The sequence below is a fragment of the Campylobacter sp. CNRCH_2013_0855 genome (assembly GCF_025773025.1).
GTDB lineage: Bacteria > Campylobacterota > Campylobacteria > Campylobacterales > Campylobacteraceae > Campylobacter_D > Campylobacter_D jejuni_C.
The window spans coordinates 1-21,307 of the sequence record NZ_JAKMTE010000004.1; the positions used below are offsets into that span (position 1 = coordinate 1).

Sequence of the window (21,307 nt, forward strand, 5' to 3'; positions counted from 1 at the left end):
GGCTTTAGCCATAGCACCTAATTCATCATTAGTATTAACACTAATCATAGCTGAATCTTTAGTTTTATGATTGATAAAATCAAAGAAAGAGTTAAGGCCGGTTTGGATTTTTTTGAGTGGGGATAAAAACCTGCTAATAACTATTTTAATTAATAGCAAAGCCACAACTATTGCTATTAAAGTTACAACAACTTGTTTGACTAAATCTTTATTTACTTTTTCTGAGTACACTCTTTCTTTTGTGACTGTACATACTTTATATTTCAAATTAAAAGAATTTGTACACATTACAGCCTCTATACTTCCATCTTCATTTGGAATATATGCAATTTCGCTTTCATTTTGTGGATTTAAAAATTCAGGATTTGTTTTCATATAAGCTGAAATATTTTCACTGAATTTATCTTTTTTACCTATTTTCTCAATTTCGGGGTGAAAGAAAACATTTCCCTCGATATCATATATAGCTGTATATGCTTGAGAACTTTTTCCAACTGAAAGTACATCTTTTGAAAACCTTTCTAAATCATAATCTCCTCCAACAACACCTATAAACTGTTTATTTTTAAATACAGGTACTGCATATGCAATTTTCATTTTTCCATCAGCAAAACTAGAATATGGATCTGATACGATTAATTTCTTTTCTTCTTTAGCTTTAATATACCATGCTCTAGTTTTTACATCAAATCCTTTAGATTTATCCAAATAGGTATGATCAGATTTATAGTGTTTTCCTGTTTCGTCTAGAGCAAAATAAATAATATCAAAATTATTCGCTTTCTTAAAAGCTTCTAAAAAATTGTAAATGCTTTCATCGTCAGAAAAATCTTGCTTTACAATTTCTTCAGCCAAAATAGCAATTGCATCTCTTTTTGTATGTGAATATATAGCAAAAACTTCTGCTGTATCTAACATGGTTTTTCTTTGAATCTCTTCAAGATAAGTATAAGTATCCTCTTTAGAGTTGTAATAACTCATACCATTAACCACCGCAAGTACTATAATACTCACAATAGCGATCACCAAAGTTAATCTACTTGTAATACTTTGAAACATTTTTACTCCTTGTATTGAATGTTGTATTGACAAATAAGATTAAAATTGTATTATTTGATTTAAAATTGATAAAAAATGTAATTTAAATAACAAAAAATATAGAAAAAATATTTTTAAAATATACAAGTTATAGAGGAATAAAAAAAGATTATAAAGCCTACATATAGCAGGCTTTTAGTTATAGTTTACCTTCGTTTTTGCTTAAGTAATCAGCTACACCTTTAGGGTCAGCTTTCATACCTTCATCACCTTTATTCCAACCAGCTGGGCAAACTTCACCATGTTCATTAGTAAATAACATAGTATCAACCATTCTAATCATTTCATCAATGTTTCTTCCAAGTGGTAAATCATTAACTACTGCATGGCGGATTGTTCCATCAGCATCAAGCAAGAAAGAACCTCTTAAAGCAACTGCTTCTTCAAATAAAACATCAAAATTTCTAGCAATTTGTTTTGTTAAATCAGCTACTAAAGGGAATTTAACTTGACCTATACCACCTTGATTTACTGGCATATTTTTCCATGCAAAATGAGAAAATTCATTATCGCAAGATACGCCGATTACTTCAATACCTCTATCTTTAAAATCTTGATATCTTTTATCAAAAGCAATGATTTCAGATGGACAAACAAAAGTAAAGTCTTTTGGATAGAAAAATACTACTGCGCCTTTTGGTCCTATATTTTTATAAAGATTAAAATCTTCAACTATTTGATTATTTCCTAATACAGCAGGTGCTGTAAAATCAATAGCTTTTTTAGTTACTATCATAATTTTATCTCCTAATTAATAAATTTTATTTGTAACAAAATAATATCATTTGTAAATTTAAAAATTTATTAATTGTGTAAATTTGTATGTAAATTAATTTTATTATCAAAATTAAAAGATTTTAAGAATAAAATTAAGACAATTTTGATAATCTTGCATTTAACATTTAATATTAAGGAGTAAAAAATGGCAGTTAAAATTACTGATATTTGTATAGCATGTGGTTCTTGTATAGATGAATGCCCAGTAAGTGCAATCGTAGATGATGCAAATAACCCTGAGGGTGAAGATAGATATTATGTTTATGCTGATAAATGTGTTGAATGTGTAGGACATAATGATCAGCCAGCATGTGCAAGTGCATGTCCAACTGATGGCTGTATCGTATGGAGCGATGTAATTAGTGGTCAACCAAGCCGTGATAACATCGGAAGTGATTTAAGAGACGGTTCAACTCCAGTATTTGCTTAATAGTTTAATGTAAGTATCTTGTTTTCAAGCTACTTACAAACTCTTCTATAAACTCTAAATTTTATATAATTTTAAAGCATTTTTTGATATAATTAGCTCTTTTATAAACATAAAACTTATCTAAATTAAGGGGACGATTTTGGAAAAAACACTTTCTATTATTAAACCTGATGCAGTAAAAAAAGGCGTTATTGGTCAAATTTTAACACGCTTTGAAAGCAATGGTCTAAGAATAGCAGCAACAAAAAAAATACAGCTTTCAGAAAAAGAAGCACAAGAATTTTATGCTGTACACAAAGATAGACCATTTTTTAAAGACTTAGTTGAATTTATGATCAGTGGTCCAGTTGTGGTTTCTGTTTTAGAAGGCGAAAATGCTGTGTTAAAAAACAGAGAATTAATGGGTGCTACAAATCCAAAAGAAGCGGCTCCTGGTACTATCAGAGCAGATTTTGCAGATAGTATTGATGCAAACGCGGTTCATGGAAGCGATAGCTTGGAAAATGCAAAAATTGAAATAGAATTTTTCTTTTCAAAAACTGAAATTTTATAATGAAAATTGCCTTTGCAAAACTTAGCTCTGTAGCTTATCCTTTTAAACTAGATCTTGATAATATAGTTTTTGAAGGAACTATTACAAAAGTTAATCCAAAATTAGCTAAAATAACAGCTAATTTTAAAGGATTTACTTATAGAAATTGCGATCGATGTGGTGATGAAATGGAACTTGAAATCGATCAAAATATAGAGCTTTTTGCAAGCGATGGAATTTTTAAAGATGAAAATAATACTTTAAGTGATACTATGGAGTTTTTTGACTCTCATATTGACTTAATAGAGCTTGCTACAAGTGAATTACAATCTTACTTAAGTGATTATTTTTATTGTAATAAATGTTTAAATTAATAAAGGAGTAAAAAATGGCAGTACCTAAGAGAAGAGTGAGTAAAACTCGTGCAGCAAAACGTAGAACTCATTATAAAGTTACCCTACCTATGCCTATTAAGGATAAAGATGGTAGCTACAAAATGCCTCATCGTGTAAATCCTGTAACTAAGGAATATTAAGAACAATGACGAGCATTGCTATTGATGCAATGGGTGGTGATTTTGGGGAAAAGCCTATTATAGAAGGTGTAATTCAAGCTCTAAAAGAGCGAAAATTTAAAGCCATCTTAGTAGGAGATCCTCAAAAGCTTAAAACCCTAATCCCTCAAGAATTAAATCCATACATAGAATACGAAGAAGCTTTTGATGTGTTTGCTATGGAAGAAAATTCTACAGATGCATTAAAACGAAAAGATAGTACTATTTATAAGGCTATAGATTTAGTAAGAAATCAAAAAGCAAAAGCTGTTGTGTCAGCTGGACATAGTGGAGCTACTATGAGTTTGGCTACTTTAAGACTTGGAAGATTAGCCAATATCGCTAGACCTGCAATAGCCACTTTAATGCCAAATATCCATTCAAGAACATTAGTGCTAGATGTTGGTGCAAATGTTGATTGCAAAAGTGAACATTTGTTTCAATTTGCCATTATGGGTGAAGCCTATGCTAAAGAAATTTTAAAAATTGCTAAGCCTAGAGTTGCTTTGCTTTCAAATGGTGAAGAAGAGTGCAAAGGAAATGAGCTTACCAAAGAAACTCATCAACTTTTAAAACAACTTCCAAATTTTGTAGGAAATGCTGAAGGTAGAGATATCTTTAATGGCACTATAGATGTATTAGTATGCGATGGTTTTAATGGAAATATCTTGCTTAAAACCGGAGAGGGTGTGGCAAGTGTTATTACAAAACTTTTAAAACAAGAAATTCAAAAATCTTTTTTAGCAAAACTTGGTTATTTTTTAGCAAAACCAGCTTTTAATGAATTAAAAACTCATATTGACTATGAAGAATACGGCGGAGCCCCGCTTTTAGGCGTAAAAGAATGTGTTATTATAAGTCATGGTAAAAGTGGTCCAAAAGCTATCAAAAATGCTATTTTTCAAGCATTAAATTTCACACAATCAAATATAAACCAAACTATAGAAAAAGAACTTACAAATTATGAAATCAACTAAAGCTTCTTTAAAAAGTATAGCTTCTTATATTCCCAAAAAAATACTTAGTAATCATGATCTAGAAACCATGGTTCAAACTAGCGATGAATGGATATTAAGAAGAACAGGTATAGAGCAAAGACGTATAGCAAATGATGATGAAAATACAAGTGATCTTGGTACTAAAGCAGCTATTAAAGCTATACAAAGAGCTAATTTAAATCCTCAAGATATAGATGCGATTATAGTGGCTACTTTAAGTCCTGATTATTTTACCATGCCATCAACTGCATGTAAAATTGCTCACAATCTTGGTTTAAAAAATGTCACCGCTTTTGATATTTCTGCGGCATGCTCTGGATTTATTTATCTCTTAGAGCTTGCAAAATCTATGGTTGAAAGTGGTGCTAAAAAAAATATATTAATCATAGGAGCTGAAAAAATTAGTTCTATTATAGATTATACTGATAGAAGTACATGTGTTTTATTTGGTGATGGAGCTGGAGCTGGAGTTGTATCATTAGATGACAACTTTCCAATCATAGACACTCATACTGCAAGTGATGGAGAATTTGGAAGTTTATTAATGACTCAAAGATCTCAACAAAGTAACATTTGTACTCCACTTTCGTTACAAATGAAAGGTAACGAAGTATTTAAAATTGCAGTTAATACCTTAAGTAATGATGTTATTGAAATTCTTGCAAAAAACAATATAAAAAGCGAAGAAATTGATCTTTTTATACCCCATCAAGCTAATTTAAGAATCATTAAAGCTGTGCAAGAAAAATTAAATCTCAAAGATGAACAATGTGTAGTTACAGTACAAAAATATGGCAATACATCAGCTGCTTCAATACCTATGGCTATAAATGATGCATATGAAGAAGGTCGTTTAAAACAAGGTTCGTTAATACTACTTGATGCTTTTGGCGGTGGATTTACTTGGGGTTCAGCGCTACTTTATTTTGGAGGGGAATAATAAATTCATTTATTATTTAACCCCCCCCCCTATAATTCTATCCAAAACAGACTGTTTTATAGTGTTATCAGAAGAATCTACACGGATATAAAATTCAACTCTATTATTCATCTCATCTTCTTTATTTTGAGTTAATGGATAATTATCTCCGTAACTTACAACCACCAATTGAGAAGAATTTATACCACTACTAACAAGATAATCAGCCACCACTTGAGCTCTTTTACTAGCTAAATCAAAATTTCTTTTTGGGTCCTTATCGCTTGCATCAGTATAACCTCTGATTTCTATTTGAGCTTGAGTTGGCATTCTCTTTAATACTTCACTAATACGCTTTAAAAAATCTTGCACATCAGTTGAATCAATTTGAGTACTACCTCTAGCAAATTCAACTCTTGCAGGTAGATTCAACACAACGTTATTTTCTCTTTGATCTAATGCTGCTTTTAGTTTTTCTATATTCTCTTGCTGAGTGATACTTAATTTTTTAAGCTTTTCAAGTTCTTCAACATTTGCATTAGATGGCGCACTGTATTTATTATGCACTTCACTTTCTTTTTCTAAGGGACTAGAAGCAGTAAATTCAAAAATTTTAACAAATTCAGTTTTTAAAGCCTCAGTTTTTGCAGGATTACTTTCAGAAATTGCCCAAAGAGCAATAAAAAGTGCCAAAAGCAAACTTAAAAAGTCTGCATAAGGCACAGCCCATTTCTCACCAGCTGGACACTCTGGACATTTATGTTTTTTTCCCATTTTTAACTCTTACTTATCAAACTGAGAAATTCTAGGCTCACCTTGTCCAAGATAATTAAACAATTTAGCCTCTAAATCTCTAGGGTTAGCTCCTTCTGCAATGCTTACAATAGCATGCGAGATCACTATCCTTTCTTTAATGAGCTCATGAGCATTAGCTTTGATTTTATGACCCCAAGGTCCAAATAAAGCATAAGCACCAAAAATCCCCGTTACTGTTGCAGTAAATGCCCCTGCAATACCTGCTGCCATAGCTTGAGGATCATCTAAAAGTTGTAACGCAAGCATAAGCCCCATAACCGCACCAACAAGTCCCATAGTAGGACAAGTCTCGCCAAAACGGATCCAGTATTCTGCCGTTTCTTTATAGTATTCTTCCATTTCTTCTATTTGGATTTCCATGCTTTCTTTAATTTCTTCTACACTCTTGCCATCAACCATCATCATCATGGTTTCTTTTAAAAACTCATTATCTATTTCATTAGTTTTTGATTCTAAAGCCAAAAGTCCATCTCTTCTTGCTATGATAGAGTATTCTACAAGTTCAGCTATTCTCTGACTTAAATTTACCCCTGCACCTTTAAAGGCAAGTTTTAATTCTTTATAAGCTGCTTTAACAAATTTTTTATGCGTTGCTGTCATCGCACAAAATGCTGCAGTTGGAACCACGATCAAAAACGAACTTAAGTGCAAAACATGTAAAGGGTTACCACCCTCTAAAATATCCCCTACAGAAATACTAACAACAGCTAATACCATCCCAAGTATGGTTGAAAGATCCATTAGTTATTCTCCTTATTTTAATGCGCCCCAATTTTTGGCAATACTTGATGAAGTTTTTAATTTAACTTTTAATTTTACAATATTTTCCATAATATCACTAGCATTTTTTGCAAATTCCTCACAAAGTTCATCTTTTACTTCAAAAATAAGCTCATCATGAATTTGTAAAATCAAGCGTTTATTTTCATCTAAATCTTTTGCAATTTCTATCATTGCAAGTTTTATTATATCGGCAGCAGAGCCTTGAAGTGTAGAGTTAATACTCTCTCTTTCATACATTGCCACATGCATAGGCTTTGCATTTTCAAAATCAAAATAACGCTTACGACCTAGCAAAGTCTTTATAAAACCATTTTGCTTAGCTTCATTTTTTACCTTTTCAAAATAAGTTTTAATGCTAGTAAAATTCTCAAAATATTTTTCAATATATTCTTTAGCTAACTTTGCTTCTATTTTTAAATTTTGACTCAAAGTCTTATAACCCATGCCATAAATAAGACCAAAATTTATACTTTTAGCAATACTTCTTGTCTCATAATCACTATAGCCAAAAATCATAATAGCAGTTTTTGCATGAATATCCTCATCATTTGAAAACGCTTCTAGCAATTTCTCATCTTCACTAAAATGTGCTAGCATTCTAAGCTCAATTTGTGAATAATCAAGCGAGATAAAGCTAAATCCTTCTTTTGTTACAAAACAAGATTTATAATCTTTAGCATATTGACCATGTGCAGGGATATTTTGCAAATTTGGGTCTTTTGATGAAAGGCGTCCAGTTGCAGTACCAGTTTGCAAAAAGCTTGAATAAATTCTTGAGTTTTCATCTTTTTTAGCTAATTTTAACAAAGGCTCGCAATAAGTAGAAACTAATTTTGCAAGCTCTCTATAAGCTAAAATTTCTTTCACAATCGGATGTTCATCTAAAATAGTATTTAAAACCTTTTCATCAGTAGAATAACCTGTTTTACTTTTTTTACCACTTGGTAGTTTTAGTTTTTCAAATAAAATATCCCCTACTTGTTTTGGAGAGTTAATATTAAATTTTTCACCCGCTAAATCATATATTTTTTCACTTAATATTTTAATATCTTGATTAAAACTTTGCATTAGGCTTTCAAGTTTTTGAGTATCAAGTTTAATGCCATTATTTTCCATCATAATTAGCACTTTGATAAATTCAAACTCATTTTTTTGTGCAAGTTCAAGCAAAGGCTTTTCTAAATTTTTTAAAAAATACAGATAAAATCTTAAAGTAACATAAGCATCCTCAGCTGCATATTTACAAGCTTTTTCTACATCCACTCCTGCAAAGCTTTCTCCTTTTTTTACCAAATCTTCAAAATGTAAAGTCTCATAATCAAACAATCTTTTTGCTAAATCATCCATATTTACACGCAAACTTGGTTCTTTAAGCCATGCAAGTATCATAGTATCAGCATAATTTTTTGGAGGAAGTAAATTAAAATTATTTTTTATAATCTCAAAATCATATTTAAGATTATGTCCTATAACCGTGCTTTGATAGATTTTTTCTATGCCCTTTTTAGCTACTTGCATAGAAATTTGCTTACAAACTCCCAAATAATCATGTGCAAGTGGCACATAAAAGGCTTCACTTTCATGAAAACAAAAGCTAAACCCTACTATCTTTGCTTCTTTAGTATCTAAGCCCGTAGTTTCAGTGTCAAAAGCAACAATACTTTGATCATCAATTTTTTCTAAAATTTCAAATAATTCTTTCTCATCTAAAATTAATCTTGCATTAAATCCTAAATTTTTATCTTTATTAGTAGGATTAGTACGTAGTTTTTTTAATAAAGCATTTAATTCATAATACTCTAAAATATCCATAATCTTAAGCAAAGGTTCATCTTTTGGATACTCACAATTTAAAAGCATATTTTTCACATCTAAATCTTCATACAAAGAAGCAAGTTTTTTACTCAAAAAAGCATTTTCTTTGCCTTCAAGCAATAAATTACGGCTTCTTTCATTACGCACTAGTGTTAAGTTTTCATAAATTCCCTCAATACTTTCAAACTCATCAAGTAAATTTTTAGCACCCTTAGTACCAATTCCTTTTACCCCTGGGATATTATCTGAGCTATCTCCACATAGAGCTAAAAAATCTCTTATTTGACTAGGTTTTACCCCATATTTTTCCAAACATCCTGCTTCATTATAATCATTTTTTGAAATAGGACTATAAATACTAACTTTATCATCTTTTATAAGTTGATATAAATCTTTATCTTGAGTGATAATTCTTATAAAAATATCCTTATTTTCGCACTCTTTAACCAAAGATGCTATGATATCATCAGCCTCATACCCTTCACAAGAAAAGCTTGAAAAACCCATTTTTTCTATCATTTGAATGCAAATTGGAATTTGAGCTAATAAATCAGGTGGAGGTGGAGTGCGGTTGATTTTATAATTTGGATCAATTTCACTTCTAAAAGTTTTTCCTTTGCTATCAAGAGCAAAAATAATCATATCACTAGGATGTTCATTTTTCAAACTATAAATAAAATTAGCAAAACCGCTAATCATATTACTAGGTTCGCCTTTTGAATTTTTCAAACCCTTTAAAGCATAAAAAAGTCTAAAGAAAAAGCCAAAAGTATCAATTATGGTTAAAGTTTTCATTTTTTTCCTATATTTAAAAAATAATAATAATTATCGCCCAAAATTATTTAAAAGTCGGTAAAAAGCATTAAATTTCCATTTTAAGCATTTTAGATAAAATTATCATTTTGAAATTTCAAATAAAGGTTTAATCTTGCAAACAAAATCAATCGCGGATGAAAATTTTCAAACTCCACAAGGAAAAAAAGCTTTTAAAAAAGCTGTGTTTTCATGTTGGCTAGGAACTGCTATGGAATATGCAGATTTTGCACTTTATGGCTTAGCTGCAGCTACTGTTTTTTCAGAAGTTTTCTTTCCTGAGCAAACTCCTGTTATAGCATTATTGCTTAGTTTTGTTACTTATGGCATAGGTTTTATCGCTAGACCTATTGGAGCTTTGTTTTTTGGATATTTAGGAGATAAATACGGAAGAAAAAATGTATTAATGAGTACTATTGCATTAATGGGTATTTCAACTACTTTAATTGGCTTTATACCAAGTTATGCAGTAATTGGAATTTGGGCTCCTATATGTTTGGTTATTTTGCGCTTTATGCAAGGCTTTGGTGCAGGTGCTGAGCTTTCAGGTGGAACTGTCATGCTTGGAGAATACGCTCCTAGCAAACATAGAGGTTTAATCTCTTCTATCATCGCTCTTGGATCAAATAGTGGAACCTTACTTGCAGCTTTTGTATGGCTTTTAGTTACAAGTATGGATGATACTAGTTTTAAAGAATGGGGGTGGAGAATTCCTTTTATAGGAAGTATCTTCATAGCACTTTTTGCTGTTTATATGCGTTTAAATGTAAAAGAAACTCCTGTTTTTGAAAAACAAAAAGAATTAATGCTAAAAATTCGTCATGAAAATGAAACACATATGAAAAAAGATGAAAGAACTTTTTGGCAAAAAAGTCGTGCATTTTGGACTATGGTGGGTATAAGGATAGGAGAAAATGGGCCATCTTATCTCGCACAAGGCTTTATAGTAGGCTATGTAACTAAAATTTTACTTCTTGATAAATCAGTGGCTACAACTGCTGTTGTCATCGCTTCTTTGGTGGGATTTTTAGTTATACCTTTAGCAGGGTATTTGAGTGATAAATTTGGAAGGCGTATTACTTATAGAACCTTTTGCTTACTTTTAATGCTTTATGCCTTCCCTGCTTTTATGCTACTTGATAGTAAAAATGAAATTATCGTGATTTTAACCATCATCGTAGGTATGTCTTTGGCATCTTTAGGAATTTTTGGTGTGCAAGCTGCGTGGGGTGTAGAACTTTTTGGAGCAAAAAATCGCTATACTAAAATGGCACTAGCAAAAGAATTTGGCTCTATACTTTCAGGAGGAACCGCTCCTATGATAGCTTCAGCTTTACTTGCTTATTATGGTGCTTGGTGGCCAATAGCTTTATATTTTGTTATCACCGCAGGAATTGGTTTTATCACAACTTTCTTTGCACCAGAAACTAGAGGCAGGGATTTAAATTTAATAGAAGATGCGATATGATACGCCTTATTTTAGATACTGATATAGGCAATGGAATAGCAGGGGCTAATACTGATGATGGTTTAGCCCTTGGACTTATTTTAGCCTCCAAAGAAATCAAACTTGAAATGATTAGCACTTTAAGTGGTAATGTGCAAGCTTTAACCGCTTATAGTGTTGCTAAAGATTTATTAAATAAGCTTAATCTAGATATACCTTTGTATTTAGGTGCTCATGAAGCTTTATGTGAAGATAGTCATTTTTGGAGACAAAGACTAGATAAAAGCGTAGAAGAGTTTAAGCTTACTCATCTTTGGGATCATATAAAACCTATAAAAATCCTAGAAAACATAAACCCAAATGCTTGTATGAAAATGGGTGAGCTTATTATGCAAAACCCAGGTGAAATTTCAATTTGCGCTATAGGGCCTTTAACAAATATAGCCATAGCTATGAAACTTTTTAAAGATTTTGATAAAAATGTAAAAGAAATTTTTATCATGGGTGGAAGTTTTGATATGCCTTATCATATCAAAGATACAAATTTTGGCTTTGATCCTGAAGCTGCTAGTATAGTTTTAAACTCAAGAGCTAAAATCACACTTGTTCCTTATAATGCAACAATGCAAACTATGCTCACACATGAAGATTTAAATGCTTTAGAAAATCAAAATCCTCTTTGTGATTTTTTAGTGCAGACTTTAAGAGTTTGGATTGATTTTGCAAGCAAAACAAGAGGCACAAATGGCACATGGATACACGATGCATTAACTATTGCTTATATGCTTGATCCAAATTTAGCAAATTTTGATGAGTATTTAGTAGATGTCATTTGTGATAGTACTTTTGCTAGAGGAAGCACGATAAGGTGTTTTAAAGATGCAAAAATGCCTATGAAAAATCATGAATTAAAAAACACCATAAAAGTTTTAAAAGATGTTGATAATGCTAGACTTTTAAATCTTTTAAAATCAAGGCTTTTAAATGGAATTTGCTATGAAAATTACAAAAGCATAACGACTTAATTTACCCAAGGCTATAAAAATACTTGCTTTTAAAAAAGAATACTTAGCAAATCCAAGCCCTAGTACAAAAAGATCTCCCACTATGGGCAAAAAAGTAAAAAAAGCATACAAAGAGCCAAATTTTTTAAAGTTTGCATTGATTTTTTCTAATTTACATAAAGAGTTTTTAAAATATTTTTCCAAAATTTGACTCTCTCCAAAATAAGCTAATGCATAAGTACTTAAACTACCCAAAGTATTTCCCAAACTTGCTATAAATAAAACCATATAAGCATTAAAATCTAATTTCACAAAAGCAAGCACAAAAGCCTCACTTGCCATAGGTAAAAGCGTGCTAGAGAGAAAACATACTATAAAAAGCCCTATATAGCTTATATCATTATATAAAAAATCAAACATTACAAATTTTCTTAGTATTTATTTTATAAACTATCATTTTAAAGAATTTTTAATAATAATTATCTTAGAATGTAAAGTCATTTGGCAATTTTTTAAAAGGAAAAACTATGGAAAGGAAAAAATTTTCTAAACTAAATTTAGAATACTCATTTAACAAAGCTTCTTTTTCTTGGCGTTAAGCCTGCTACTACATTTTCAATCATTTTTTATTTTACATTTTTAGTTTTAGTTGATCATTTTTTGATTTTAAATTATTAATCATTTTAAGGAAACACTATGAAAAAATATTATGGAAAATTTGGTGGGCAATTTGTGCCAAATGAAGTAAAAATAGCATTAGATGAAGTAGAAAAAGCTTTTTTAAAACTCAAAAAAGATAAAAATTTTAACACAGAATTAAAAGAACTCTTAGCTAATTATGTGGGAAGACCTACACCTTTATACCATGCTAAAAATTTAAGCAAGCTTTATAATCATGAAATTTATTTAAAAAGAGAAGACTTAACTCACACAGGAGCTCATAAGATCAACAATGCCATAGCTCAAGCCTTAATGGCAAAGAAAATGAATAAGAAAAAAATTATTGCTGAAACTGGAGCAGGACAACACGGACTTGCAACCGCTACTGCAGCAGCTCTTTTGGGACTTGAATGTGAGATATTTATGGGGGCTATTGATGTAAAAAGACAAGCCTTAAATGTCTATAAAATGGAACTTTTAGGAGCAAAAGTTCATGCGGTAGAAAGTGGAAGTAAAACTTTAAGTGATGCGGTGGATGAGGCTTTAAATTTTTGGGTTAAAAACACCAAAGAAGTATTTTATGTAGTAGGAAGTGCAGTAGGGCCTTATCCTTATCCACAAATTGTTACACATTTTCAAAGCATTATAGGTAAAGAATGCAAAATACAACTTAGAAAATTAAATAAAAAAGTAGATTACATCATAGCAGCAGCTGGAGGTGGTAGCAATGCTGCTGGAATTTTTCATGCATTTTTAAAAGATGAAAAAGTTAAGCTCATAGGCGTTGAAGCAGCAGGTTTAGGAAAAGATACACCTTATCATGCAGCCACACTTACTAAAGGCAAAGAAGGTATTATCCATGGTATGAAAACTAAGGTTTTACAAGATGATAAAGGCAATATTGCTCATACTTTTAGTATTTCTGCAGGGCTTGATTACCCTGGGATAGGACCTTTGCACGCATATTTGCAAGAAAGTAAAAGAGCAAGTTATCATGCTATTAGCGATGATGAGTGTATCAATGCTTTAAAATTATTATGCAAAGAAGAAGGTATTATACCTGCTATTGAAAGCTCACATGCATTAGCTTATCTAGAAAAACTTTGTCCAACTTTAAAGAAAAAAAGTGTGATAGTTGTAAATCTTTCAGGAAGAGGCGATAAAGATATGCAAAGTATTTATGAGTATAAAAAAGGTGAAATTTATGGTTGAAGGATAACTTCAACCGATTTATTTTTTTGTGTTTTTTAGCTCTAAATTTAGATAATACCCCGTATAAGAACCACTTTTTTCATGATTTTTAGCAAGCTCTTCAACACTACCTTTAGCTATAACCTTACCACCTTTAACTCCACCTTCAGGTCCCATGTCGATGATATAATCAGCATTTTTAATCACATCTAAATTATGCTCTATCACAAACACACTATTTCCAAGATCAACTAAATGTTGCAAAACTAAAATAAGCTTATTAACATCTTCAAAATGAAGTCCTGTTGTAGGCTCATCTAAAATATAAAGAGTTTTTCCTGTATCACTTCTGCTTAATTCTTTAGCTAGTTTGATACGCTGAGCCTCCCCGCCACTTAAAGTAGTTGCATTTTGTCCTAAAGTAAGATAATCAAGCCCAACTTTTACCAAAGTATCAAGCTTTTGTTTTATCTTTGGCACAGAAGTAAAAAACTCACTTGCTTCAATAATACTCATATTTAAAACATCAGCTATGCTTTTACCTTTATATTTAATCTCTAAAGTTGCATCATTATATCTTTTACCATTACAAACATCACAAGTTACCATCACATCAGGCAAAAAGTGCATTTCGATTTTAATTTCACCATCTCCACTGCACTTTTCACATCTTCCACCTTTAACATTAAAAGAAAAACGTCCTGCTTTATAACCTCGCATTTTAGCTTCTTTAGTAGCTGCAAAAAGATTACGAATTTCATCCATAGCGCCTGTATAAGTAGCAGGATTTGAACGCGGGGTACGACCTATAGGACTTTGATCAAGATAAATCACCTTATCAAGTTTTTCTAAACCTTCTATTTTAGCCCCGCTTAGTTTTTTAACTTTTTTAGCACGGTTAAGCTCTTCTTTTGCAAATGGAAGCAAAGTTTGTAAAATTAATGAGCTTTTACCACTTCCTGAAACACCTGTAATTGCCACAAGGTTACGTAATGGAAAATCTACACTTAAATTTTGAATATTATTAATACTCACATCTTTTAAACTAATAAAATCTTTTTGTTCTCTATTTTTTTGATGAGCAATTTGCTTTTTGCCACTCATATAAAGGGCGGTTTGGCTTTTGCTTTTTAACAATTCTTTATAAGTTCCACTAAATACAACCTCACCGCCAAATTTACCAGCATTTGGACCAATATCTACGATAAAATCTGCCTCTTCTATAGTCATTTTATCATGCTCAACTACAATTAAAGTATTACCCTTTTGCTGAAGATTTCTTAAAGTTTTAATGAGTTTTGCTGTATCTCGCTCATGTAAACCAATACTAGGCTCGTCTAAAACATACATCACTCCACTTAAACCACTACCAATTTGAGATGCTATACGAATTCTTTGAGCCTCACCCCCGCTAATGGTTCTTGCATCACGCCCTAAAGATAAATACCCAAGTCCTACATCATAAAGAAAAAACAATCTTTCATTAATTTCTTTAAAAATAGGTTTAGCTATCAATCTTTCTTGCTCACTCAAATACGCAAAATTAGCTTCTTTTGAAAAAAATGCAGTGGTATTTTCTATACTCATATCTAAAATTTCACCCAAATTTTTTTCAGCTACTTTTACAGCTAAACTTTCAGCTCTTAAACGATGACCATTGCAATCTTTACAAGTTTTTTCGCTCATATACTCGCTTAAATCTTTTTCATCTTTTAGCATTTCATAGGCATATTTAACCGCACCTTCAAATTTGCGATTTAAACGATGTCTTTTCCATAAAAAGTTAATTTCTTTGGCATTACCATAAAGCACTAGACGCTTTTCTTCTTCATTTAACTCATTATATGGAATTTTTACCCTGATATCATTTTGCTCGCAAAAGGCCATTAAAAACTTATAATAATAACTTTTATTAAACCCATATAAAAGCTTTATAGCTCCTGCTTCTAAGCTTAATTCTTCATTGATAAGCTTTTTCATATCTAGCGTATATCTTATACCAAGACCATCACAACTTGGACAAGCGCCTTTTGGAGAATTAAAAGAAAAACTCAAAGGCTCAAGCAAAGGAAAAGAAATTTTACAATCAAAACAAGCATTATGCTCACTATAATGAAAATGTTTTGCTATGTTTAATTCTTCATTATTCAAAACTTCAATTTCCACTTCACCAAAGCTCTCACTAAGACCTTTTTCTATATCGCTTGCAAGTCTTGCTAGCATATCATCTTGCACTTCAAGCCTATCTATTACAAGTTTTATTGTATGTTTTTTGGTTTTAGCAAGCTCAATATCCTCATCAAGACGCGTTAAAACCCCATCAATTTGTGCTCTAACATAACCTTTTGCGACTAAATTTTCCAAAAGATCTGCAAAAGTTCCCTTTTTTTCTTTAATCAATGGCGCATAAATGATGATTTTTGCTTGTTTTGGAAGCTTTAAAATTTCACCTACGATATCTGCTGCACTCATAGATGAGATTTTTTGGCCACATTGATGACAATGCTGTGAGCCAATCCTTGCATATAAAAGTCTTAAATAATCATAAATTTCAGTAATAGTTCCAACGGTTGATCGAGGATTTTTAGAAGTTGTTTTTTGATCAATAGCAATAGCAGGAGTTAAACCTTCTATTTTATCAACATTTGGCTTGCCTACTTTATCTAAAAACTGCCTTGCATAAGCACTTAAACTTTCAATATAACGACGTTGTCCTTCTGCATAAAGCGTGCCAAAAGCTAAAGTGGATTTACCACTTCCACTAAGTCCTGTAAAAACTATGAGTTTATTTTTAGGAATTTCTAGGTTGATATTTTTAAGGTTATTCTCTTTAGCACCAATGATACTTATTTTGTCATTATTCATAAAAATCCTCTTTTTATCTAATCAAACATGTTTTTTAGCAAAATCTTTCATAAATTCACTTAACTTTTGAACCTTTTCAATACTGATAGAATTATAAATACTAGCACGAATTCCGCCTAAAATTTTATGTCCTTTAAGACCTATCATACCATTTTCTTCAGCTTCTTTTACAAAAACTGGCTCTAAGTTTTTATCATGAGCTATGTTAAAACTAACATTCATTAGTGATCTATCCTCTTTTTTAGCATGACCTTTATAAAAACCATTACTCTCATCAATCACATCGTATAAAATTTTAGCCTTTTGTATGTTTTGCTCATTGATTTTATCTAAGCCACCTTGATTTAAAAGCCATTTCATTTCAAGATTAAACATATATATAGCAAAGGTTGCAGGTGTATTAAATAAAGAATTATTTTCAGCATAAACACTGTATTTTAACATACTAGGTATATTTTTGTTTTTACTACGCTCTATCATATCTTTACGCACAAATGCACAAGCAAGTCCTGAAATTCCTGCATTTTTTTGCACTCCACCAAAAAGCATAGCAATATTAGAAAAATCTATCTTTTTAGAGAAAAAATCACTAGAAGCATCAATTATCAAAGGACTTTTAGTCTTTGGATAGCTTTTATACTGAGTTCCATAAATGGTGTTGTTAGAGCATATATAAGCATAATCTGCATTATCACTAAATTCAAATTGTGGGATATGATCAAACTCACTTTCTTGAGTGCTTGCTACTATTTTTGTATTTACTCCTAAAATTTCAGCCTCTTTAATAGCTTTTTTAGTCCAAACTCCCGTATTAGCAAATTCACAAACACCACCCATATATAAATTCATAGGTATCATAGCAAATTGCAAACTAGCCCCACCTTGCATTAACAACACTTCATAATCATCATTTACACCATAAAGCTCTTTTGCCATTTTAATAGCTTCAAAATGCACTTCTTCAAAAACCTTTCCACGATGAGAAACTTCCATAATAGAAAAGCCTTTGCTATGATAATCAAACAAATGCTCCTGTGCTTCTTTTAAAACCTCATCAGGCAGATTTGAAGGACCTGCACTAAAATTCATCACTCTCATTTTGTCTCCTTTTTATAGTATTTGGGCTTCTTTACTCTCATTTATTGAACAAAGCTTTATAATATCTCCTTTTTTTAGTTTTTCAAGAGAGATATTTTTGCCATCTTTTTGTAAATTTATCAAATTTTTACTTTTATCAAAGAAATTTTTATGCTGAGTTAAAAGCTCTTCAAAATTATTAAGTTTGTTCTCATAGTTTAATAATTTTAAAATTAAAACGCTCTTTAGTTGACTTTGTAAAAAATCAAGCTTTTGTTTTCTAAGAAAAAAAGCATTTTCCAAAGATTTCGCTTTGGCTAAATTTTGCAAATGATCGATTTTATTTTGATAAAACTTAAGATGGTTTAGCATTTGATTTTTAAAACGCATAGTAAGTTCATCAAGTCCTTGTTCTAAACTTAGTTTATTTGGAAAAATCATATCAATAGCTGCACTTGGAGTTGGTGCTCTTAAATCTGCTACAAAATCACTAATAACATAATCAATCTCATGTCCAATAGCAGAAATGATAGGCGTTTTTAAAGAAAAAATACATCTTGCAAGTTCTTCATCATTAAAACAAAACAAATCCTCTCTGCTTCCACCACCTCTTGCCAAAATAATCACATCTAAATTATACTTATTGGCTTTTTTTAAAGCATTTATCAAAGAATTTGGAGCACTTTGTCCTTGAGTGAGAGCATTAAAAATAGTTATTTTACAAAGATTGTATTCCTTTTGTGAAATTAACTTTAACATATCTTGCAAGGCAGCTGAAGTAAAAGAAGTGATTATGCCTATTTTTTTAGGAAATTTAACAATGCTTTTTTTAGCATTTGTATCAAACAAGCCTTCTTTTTCAAGCTTTTCTTTTAAGGCTAAAAATTTAGCTTCTAAATCCCCAAGGCTTGTTTTTTGCATACTTTTAGCGATAAATTGATACCTACCACTTGCTTCATACAAACTCACATAACCTCTTAGATCAAGCATATCGCCAACTTTTGGTTTAGCTTGAACAAATTGATTAAAGCCTTTAAACATCACACAAGCTATGCTTGATTTTTCATCTTTTAAATCAAAATACCAATGTCCTGAACTATGAATGGTAATTTTAGAAATTTCTCCACTAAGCTCTATATCATCAAGATGAAATTCTAATAAACTTTTAGCTTTTAGATTAAGTTCTGAAACTTTCATTTTTTTCTTGCAATAAACATAGAGCAAACACCAAAGCTAAAACTTTTATACTCTAACATTTCAAAATGCTCACTCAATTCTTTAATAAATTCTTCTTTGCTTAAAAAATCTTCTATAGAATTTGGTAAATACTCATAAGCACTATAATTTTTACTGATAAATCCACCCACTTTTGGCAAAATATTTTTTAAGTAAAAATCTCTACAAGCAGCTACAAAACCACCCTGCTCTCTTTTGGTAAATTCAAGTACAAGTAAAATCCCATCCTTTTTTAACACTCTTGCAAATTCTTTTATAGCTTCTTTTCTATCCACCACATTGCGTATGCCATAACTTATACTTATGATGTCTGCACTTTCATTTTCAAGTGGAAGTTCTTGTGCTTTTGCTTGCACAAAAGTTGCTTCAGGGATTTTTTTCTTAGCCACTTCAAGCATGCCCACACTTGGATCAACCCCTTTTATGCTAATGATATTTTTATTTGCTCTTAAGGCTTGATTTTGCCATTCTATAATCATATCGCCCGTGCCACAAGCCACATCGATAATATCAAGCTCATTGTTAGAAAATTTAAAAACATCCAAACAAGCTTTTTTTCTCCAACTCACATCACTTCCAAAACTTAAAATTCTATTAGCCTTATCATAAGTTGGCGCTATATCATCAAACATTTTGACTATTTTTTCTTGTTTTTGCATGTTTTTCCTAACTATATATTTTTAATTTTTTAATGCTTTTTTCAATTTGTTTTATTATATTTGCATCATATGAAATTTGCTCTAAATGATTAGATTCAAAATAATTTTTTAGTTTTTCAATACTTTTTTCTTCAAACATAGTTGCAAAATAACATAATAAAAATTTTATTTTTTCTACTTCTTCTTCAAGATTTCTTTGAGATTTTACAATTTTTTTCTTTAAAAAAACTAATTCTTTTCTTAGCTTAAAAGCCACTAAAGACTTTAAAATTTGATTTTTTTCTCCTTGATAAAAATCACAATCATTCTTTAAGATAAAATCCATATCAAGAAAAATATCATTGATTTTTTCATCACTTAAAATAAAAATATATTTTTCTAATTCAAATTTACAATTTTTACCACTGCATACTTGTTTTTCCAAATTTAAAATATAATTTTGAAGTTTATTTTGAATACTTTTTTCAAAAAGAGTGCTAAAAAACTCAAAGAAAATACAAATTTGCCTAAGGCTTATAAAAAATTGCTCTAAGCTTTCAAAAGTTAATTTTTGTAAAAAATTTAATCTATCATTTTTTAGTCTTTTTAAAAGCGCAAAAAATAAAATTTTACCCGCTTCAAAACTTTGAATTTGGCTTGGAAAATATAAACTAATATCTTCTTGCTTGTCTAAAATTTTAATACATTTTACACTATCAAAAATTTTAGAAAAATCTCCATATAATGCTAAATTTTTACTATAAAAATTTTCATTATCTGTAATTTCTTTATAGTTTTGCAAAAAATGAGGCAGGTTAAAGCGTTTTGCTTGCTCAAAAGTAGGAAAAATAACTTTCAAAATAATTAAATCTTGCAAATTATTTTTAAATTTATAAAGAAAAAACCAAACACCATCAATCTCAAAACTAATTCTAGTTTTTTTAATGATATCCCCTAGAGCATGTTTACTTTGGCGTTTAAATTCTTTTTTAGAGAGTTTATAAGTTTTTTTATCTATAATATCGTGCAGTTTATAAAGTGAAAATTGATAATAATCTTGATTGATTTTTTTATATTTGACATCACAAAAAGGACTTATACACGTAAAGAAAACGCGTATTTTATCCTTAGAGTAAGCAATTTTTTCTTCTTTTATAATTTTTATAAAATCATCATTTTCAAGTAAAAAGCGTCTTTGAACTTCACAAACCATTTTATTTTTTACAAGCTTTACAGCCATTCACATAAGCAAACACACCAAGGTAATCAATAATATTACCGATTTTTTTCTCAAGATCTTCTTGATATTTATTAATTCCACTATCTTCATAGCATACATCTTCTATATGATTACATTTACTACAAATTACATGAATATGAGGATATTCATAAATATCATAACAAGTTTTTTGATTTGGGGTGTTGATTTCTACAACTAAACCTTGTTCTTTTAAGGTATTTAAATTTTTATACACTGTAGCTAAAGAAATAGAAGGATATTCTTCCTTAATACTTTCATATAAAGATTCAATATTAGGATGTTCATGGCGTTTTAAAATTTTTAAAATACAAAGTCTTTGTGGAGTAGCTTTTAAATCACAATTTTTAAGCATTTGAATAAGTTCCATTATTAATTCTCCGATATTTTTTATATA

At 30.4% G+C, this 21,307-nt stretch carries 21 protein-coding genes; 9 read left to right on the top strand and 12 right to left on the bottom strand.

Annotated features, from left to right (window positions below; genetic code table 11):
• On the bottom strand, window positions 1-1,059 hold a 1,059-nt coding region (locus tag L8X40_RS03025), incomplete at its 3' end, for a cache domain-containing protein (RefSeq protein ID WP_263667276.1).
• A 178-nt stretch (window positions 1,060-1,237) separates the two neighbouring features.
• The gene (locus L8X40_RS03030) at window positions 1,238-1,834 is read right to left on the bottom strand and encodes a peroxiredoxin (protein WP_214099954.1); all 597 of its coding nucleotides are present in this window, start codon (window positions 1,832-1,834) and stop codon (window positions 1,238-1,240) included.
• A gap of 186 nt (window positions 1,835-2,020) precedes the next feature.
• Here L8X40_RS03030 and L8X40_RS03035 point away from each other — a divergent pair, with 186 nt between their 5' ends.
• The 6 genes from L8X40_RS03035 to L8X40_RS03060 all read left to right on the top strand — a co-directional run bounded on the left by L8X40_RS03035 (window position 2,021) and on the right by L8X40_RS03060 (window position 5,328).
• Window positions 2,021-2,305, top strand: a complete 285-nt coding sequence (locus tag L8X40_RS03035) for a DUF362 domain-containing protein (RefSeq protein WP_087699606.1) — start codon at window positions 2,021-2,023, stop codon at window positions 2,303-2,305.
• 139 nt (window positions 2,306-2,444) lie between these two features.
• Window positions 2,445-2,858: a nucleoside-diphosphate kinase gene (gene ndk, locus L8X40_RS03040; protein ID WP_039642239.1), complete on the top strand. Its 414-nt coding sequence runs from the start codon at window positions 2,445-2,447 to the stop codon at window positions 2,856-2,858.
• Window positions 2,858-3,211, top strand: a complete 354-nt coding sequence (locus L8X40_RS03045; RefSeq protein ID WP_087699608.1) for a hypothetical protein — start codon at window positions 2,858-2,860, stop codon at window positions 3,209-3,211. The genes ndk and L8X40_RS03045 overlap by 1 nt, the downstream gene beginning before the upstream one ends.
• A 14-nt stretch (window positions 3,212-3,225) precedes the next feature.
• Window positions 3,226-3,372 carry a 50S ribosomal protein L32 gene (gene rpmF, locus L8X40_RS03050; RefSeq protein WP_012662034.1) on the top strand — a complete coding sequence of 49 codons (147 nt, stop codon included), beginning with the start codon at window positions 3,226-3,228 and terminating at the stop codon, window positions 3,370-3,372.
• Window positions 3,373-3,377: 5 nt separating this feature from the next.
• Entirely contained in the window at window positions 3,378-4,367 is a 990-nt protein-coding gene (gene plsX, locus L8X40_RS03055; protein ID WP_214136293.1) for a phosphate acyltransferase PlsX, read from the top strand.
• Window positions 4,354-5,328, top strand: a complete 975-nt coding sequence (locus tag L8X40_RS03060; protein WP_087699612.1) for a beta-ketoacyl-ACP synthase III — start codon at window positions 4,354-4,356, stop codon at window positions 5,326-5,328. Before plsX ends, L8X40_RS03060 begins: the two co-directional genes overlap by 14 nt.
• A 12-nt stretch (window positions 5,329-5,340) precedes the next feature.
• Here L8X40_RS03060 and motB read toward each other — a convergent pair whose 3' ends face one another.
• The 3 genes from motB to polA are packed head-to-tail and all read right to left on the bottom strand — an operon-like array spanning window position 5,341 to window position 9,516.
• On the bottom strand, window positions 5,341-6,081 hold the full coding sequence (gene motB, locus L8X40_RS03065; RefSeq protein ID WP_263667277.1) for a flagellar motor protein MotB: 741 nt from the start codon (window positions 6,079-6,081) through the stop codon (window positions 5,341-5,343).
• A 9-nt stretch (window positions 6,082-6,090) separates the two neighbouring features.
• A complete protein-coding gene (gene motA, locus L8X40_RS03070; protein ID WP_039619177.1) occupies window positions 6,091-6,864 on the bottom strand; it encodes a flagellar motor stator protein MotA in 774 nt (257 codons plus the stop codon).
• 12 nt (window positions 6,865-6,876) lie between these two features.
• Entirely contained in the window at window positions 6,877-9,516 is a 2,640-nt protein-coding gene (gene polA, locus L8X40_RS03075) for a DNA polymerase I (RefSeq protein ID WP_214136290.1), read from the bottom strand.
• Between the two features lie 130 nt (window positions 9,517-9,646).
• On the opposite strand from polA, the gene L8X40_RS03080 reads away from it, so the two are divergent.
• Window positions 9,647-11,002: an MFS transporter gene (locus L8X40_RS03080; RefSeq protein WP_214136296.1), complete on the top strand. Its 1,356-nt coding sequence runs from the start codon at window positions 9,647-9,649 to the stop codon at window positions 11,000-11,002.
• Entirely contained in the window at window positions 11,002-12,006 is a 1,005-nt protein-coding gene (locus tag L8X40_RS03085) for a nucleoside hydrolase (protein ID WP_263667330.1), read from the top strand. Before L8X40_RS03080 ends, L8X40_RS03085 begins: the two co-directional genes overlap by 1 nt.
• On the opposite strand, the gene L8X40_RS03090 is transcribed toward L8X40_RS03085, so the two are convergent.
• A complete protein-coding gene (locus tag L8X40_RS03090; protein ID WP_263667278.1) occupies window positions 11,962-12,405 on the bottom strand; it encodes a YqaA family protein in 444 nt (147 codons plus the stop codon). The two genes, L8X40_RS03085 and L8X40_RS03090, sit on opposite strands and share 45 nt — an antisense overlap.
• A 276-nt stretch (window positions 12,406-12,681) precedes the next feature.
• On the opposite strand from L8X40_RS03090, the gene trpB reads away from it, so the two are divergent.
• A complete protein-coding gene (trpB, locus tag L8X40_RS03095) occupies window positions 12,682-13,857 on the top strand; it encodes a tryptophan synthase subunit beta (RefSeq protein WP_263667279.1) in 1,176 nt (391 codons plus the stop codon).
• Window positions 13,858-13,875: 18 nt separating this feature from the next.
• On the opposite strand, the gene uvrA is transcribed toward trpB, so the two are convergent.
• Genes uvrA through perR form a run of 6 tightly spaced genes read right to left on the bottom strand, consistent with a single transcriptional unit; the run spans window position 13,876 to window position 21,280 of the window.
• Complete coding sequence (uvrA, locus tag L8X40_RS03100; protein WP_263667280.1) at window positions 13,876-16,701, bottom strand: excinuclease ABC subunit UvrA; 2,826 nt, start codon at window positions 16,699-16,701, stop codon at window positions 13,876-13,878.
• A gap of 21 nt (window positions 16,702-16,722) precedes the next feature.
• Window positions 16,723-17,799, bottom strand: a complete 1,077-nt coding sequence (gene serC, locus L8X40_RS03105; protein WP_214136286.1) for a phosphoserine transaminase — start codon at window positions 17,797-17,799, stop codon at window positions 16,723-16,725.
• A 12-nt stretch (window positions 17,800-17,811) separates the two neighbouring features.
• A complete protein-coding gene (gene xseA / locus L8X40_RS03110; protein ID WP_214136285.1) occupies window positions 17,812-18,975 on the bottom strand; it encodes an exodeoxyribonuclease VII large subunit in 1,164 nt (387 codons plus the stop codon).
• The gene (ubiE, locus tag L8X40_RS03115; protein ID WP_214136283.1) at window positions 18,972-19,673 is read right to left on the bottom strand and encodes a bifunctional demethylmenaquinone methyltransferase/2-methoxy-6-polyprenyl-1,4-benzoquinol methylase UbiE; all 702 of its coding nucleotides are present in this window, start codon (window positions 19,671-19,673) and stop codon (window positions 18,972-18,974) included. Before ubiE ends, xseA begins: the two co-directional genes overlap by 4 nt.
• Before the next feature lie 7 nt (window positions 19,674-19,680).
• Window positions 19,681-20,892 (bottom strand): hypothetical protein, encoded by a 1,212-nt coding sequence (locus tag L8X40_RS03120; protein WP_263667281.1) that lies wholly within the window; start codon window positions 20,890-20,892, stop codon window positions 19,681-19,683.
• Entirely contained in the window at window positions 20,867-21,280 is a 414-nt protein-coding gene (gene perR, locus L8X40_RS03125; RefSeq protein WP_087699633.1) for a peroxide-responsive transcriptional repressor PerR, read from the bottom strand. The genes L8X40_RS03120 and perR overlap by 26 nt, the downstream gene beginning before the upstream one ends.
• Window positions 21,281-21,307: the final 27 nt, after the last annotated feature.

Bases quoted from the DNA above. Each gene is read 5' to 3' on its own strand.
- L8X40_RS03030 (WP_214099954.1), bottom strand. From the start codon at position 1,834: ATGATAGTAACTAAAAAAGCTATTGATTTTACAGCACCTGCTGTATTA.
- L8X40_RS03035 (WP_087699606.1), top strand. From the start codon at position 2,021: ATGGCAGTTAAAATTACTGATATTTGTATAGCATGTGGTTCTTGTATA.
- L8X40_RS03045 (WP_087699608.1), top strand. From the start codon at position 2,858: ATGAAAATTGCCTTTGCAAAACTTAGCTCTGTAGCTTATCCTTTTAAA.
- rpmF (WP_012662034.1), top strand. From the start codon at position 3,226: ATGGCAGTACCTAAGAGAAGAGTGAGTAAAACTCGTGCAGCAAAACGT.
- plsX (WP_214136293.1), top strand. From the start codon at position 3,378: ATGACGAGCATTGCTATTGATGCAATGGGTGGTGATTTTGGGGAAAAG.
- L8X40_RS03060 (WP_087699612.1), top strand. From the start codon at position 4,354: ATGAAATCAACTAAAGCTTCTTTAAAAAGTATAGCTTCTTATATTCCC.
- motB (WP_263667277.1), bottom strand. From the start codon at position 6,081: ATGGGAAAAAAACATAAATGTCCAGAGTGTCCAGCTGGTGAGAAATGG.
- motA (WP_039619177.1), bottom strand. From the start codon at position 6,864: ATGGATCTTTCAACCATACTTGGGATGGTATTAGCTGTTGTTAGTATT.
- polA (WP_214136290.1), bottom strand. From the start codon at position 9,516: ATGAAAACTTTAACCATAATTGATACTTTTGGCTTTTTCTTTAGACTT.
- L8X40_RS03090 (WP_263667278.1), bottom strand. From the start codon at position 12,405: ATGTTTGATTTTTTATATAATGATATAAGCTATATAGGGCTTTTTATA.
- trpB (WP_263667279.1), top strand. From the start codon at position 12,682: ATGAAAAAATATTATGGAAAATTTGGTGGGCAATTTGTGCCAAATGAA.
- uvrA (WP_263667280.1), bottom strand. From the start codon at position 16,701: ATGAATAATGACAAAATAAGTATCATTGGTGCTAAAGAGAATAACCTT.
- serC (WP_214136286.1), bottom strand. From the start codon at position 17,799: ATGAGAGTGATGAATTTTAGTGCAGGTCCTTCAAATCTGCCTGATGAG.
- xseA (WP_214136285.1), bottom strand. From the start codon at position 18,975: ATGAAAGTTTCAGAACTTAATCTAAAAGCTAAAAGTTTATTAGAATTT.
- ubiE (WP_214136283.1), bottom strand. From the start codon at position 19,673: ATGCAAAAACAAGAAAAAATAGTCAAAATGTTTGATGATATAGCGCCA.
- L8X40_RS03120 (WP_263667281.1), bottom strand. From the start codon at position 20,892: ATGGCTGTAAAGCTTGTAAAAAATAAAATGGTTTGTGAAGTTCAAAGA.
- perR (WP_087699633.1), bottom strand. From the start codon at position 21,280: ATGGAACTTATTCAAATGCTTAAAAATTGTGATTTAAAAGCTACTCCA.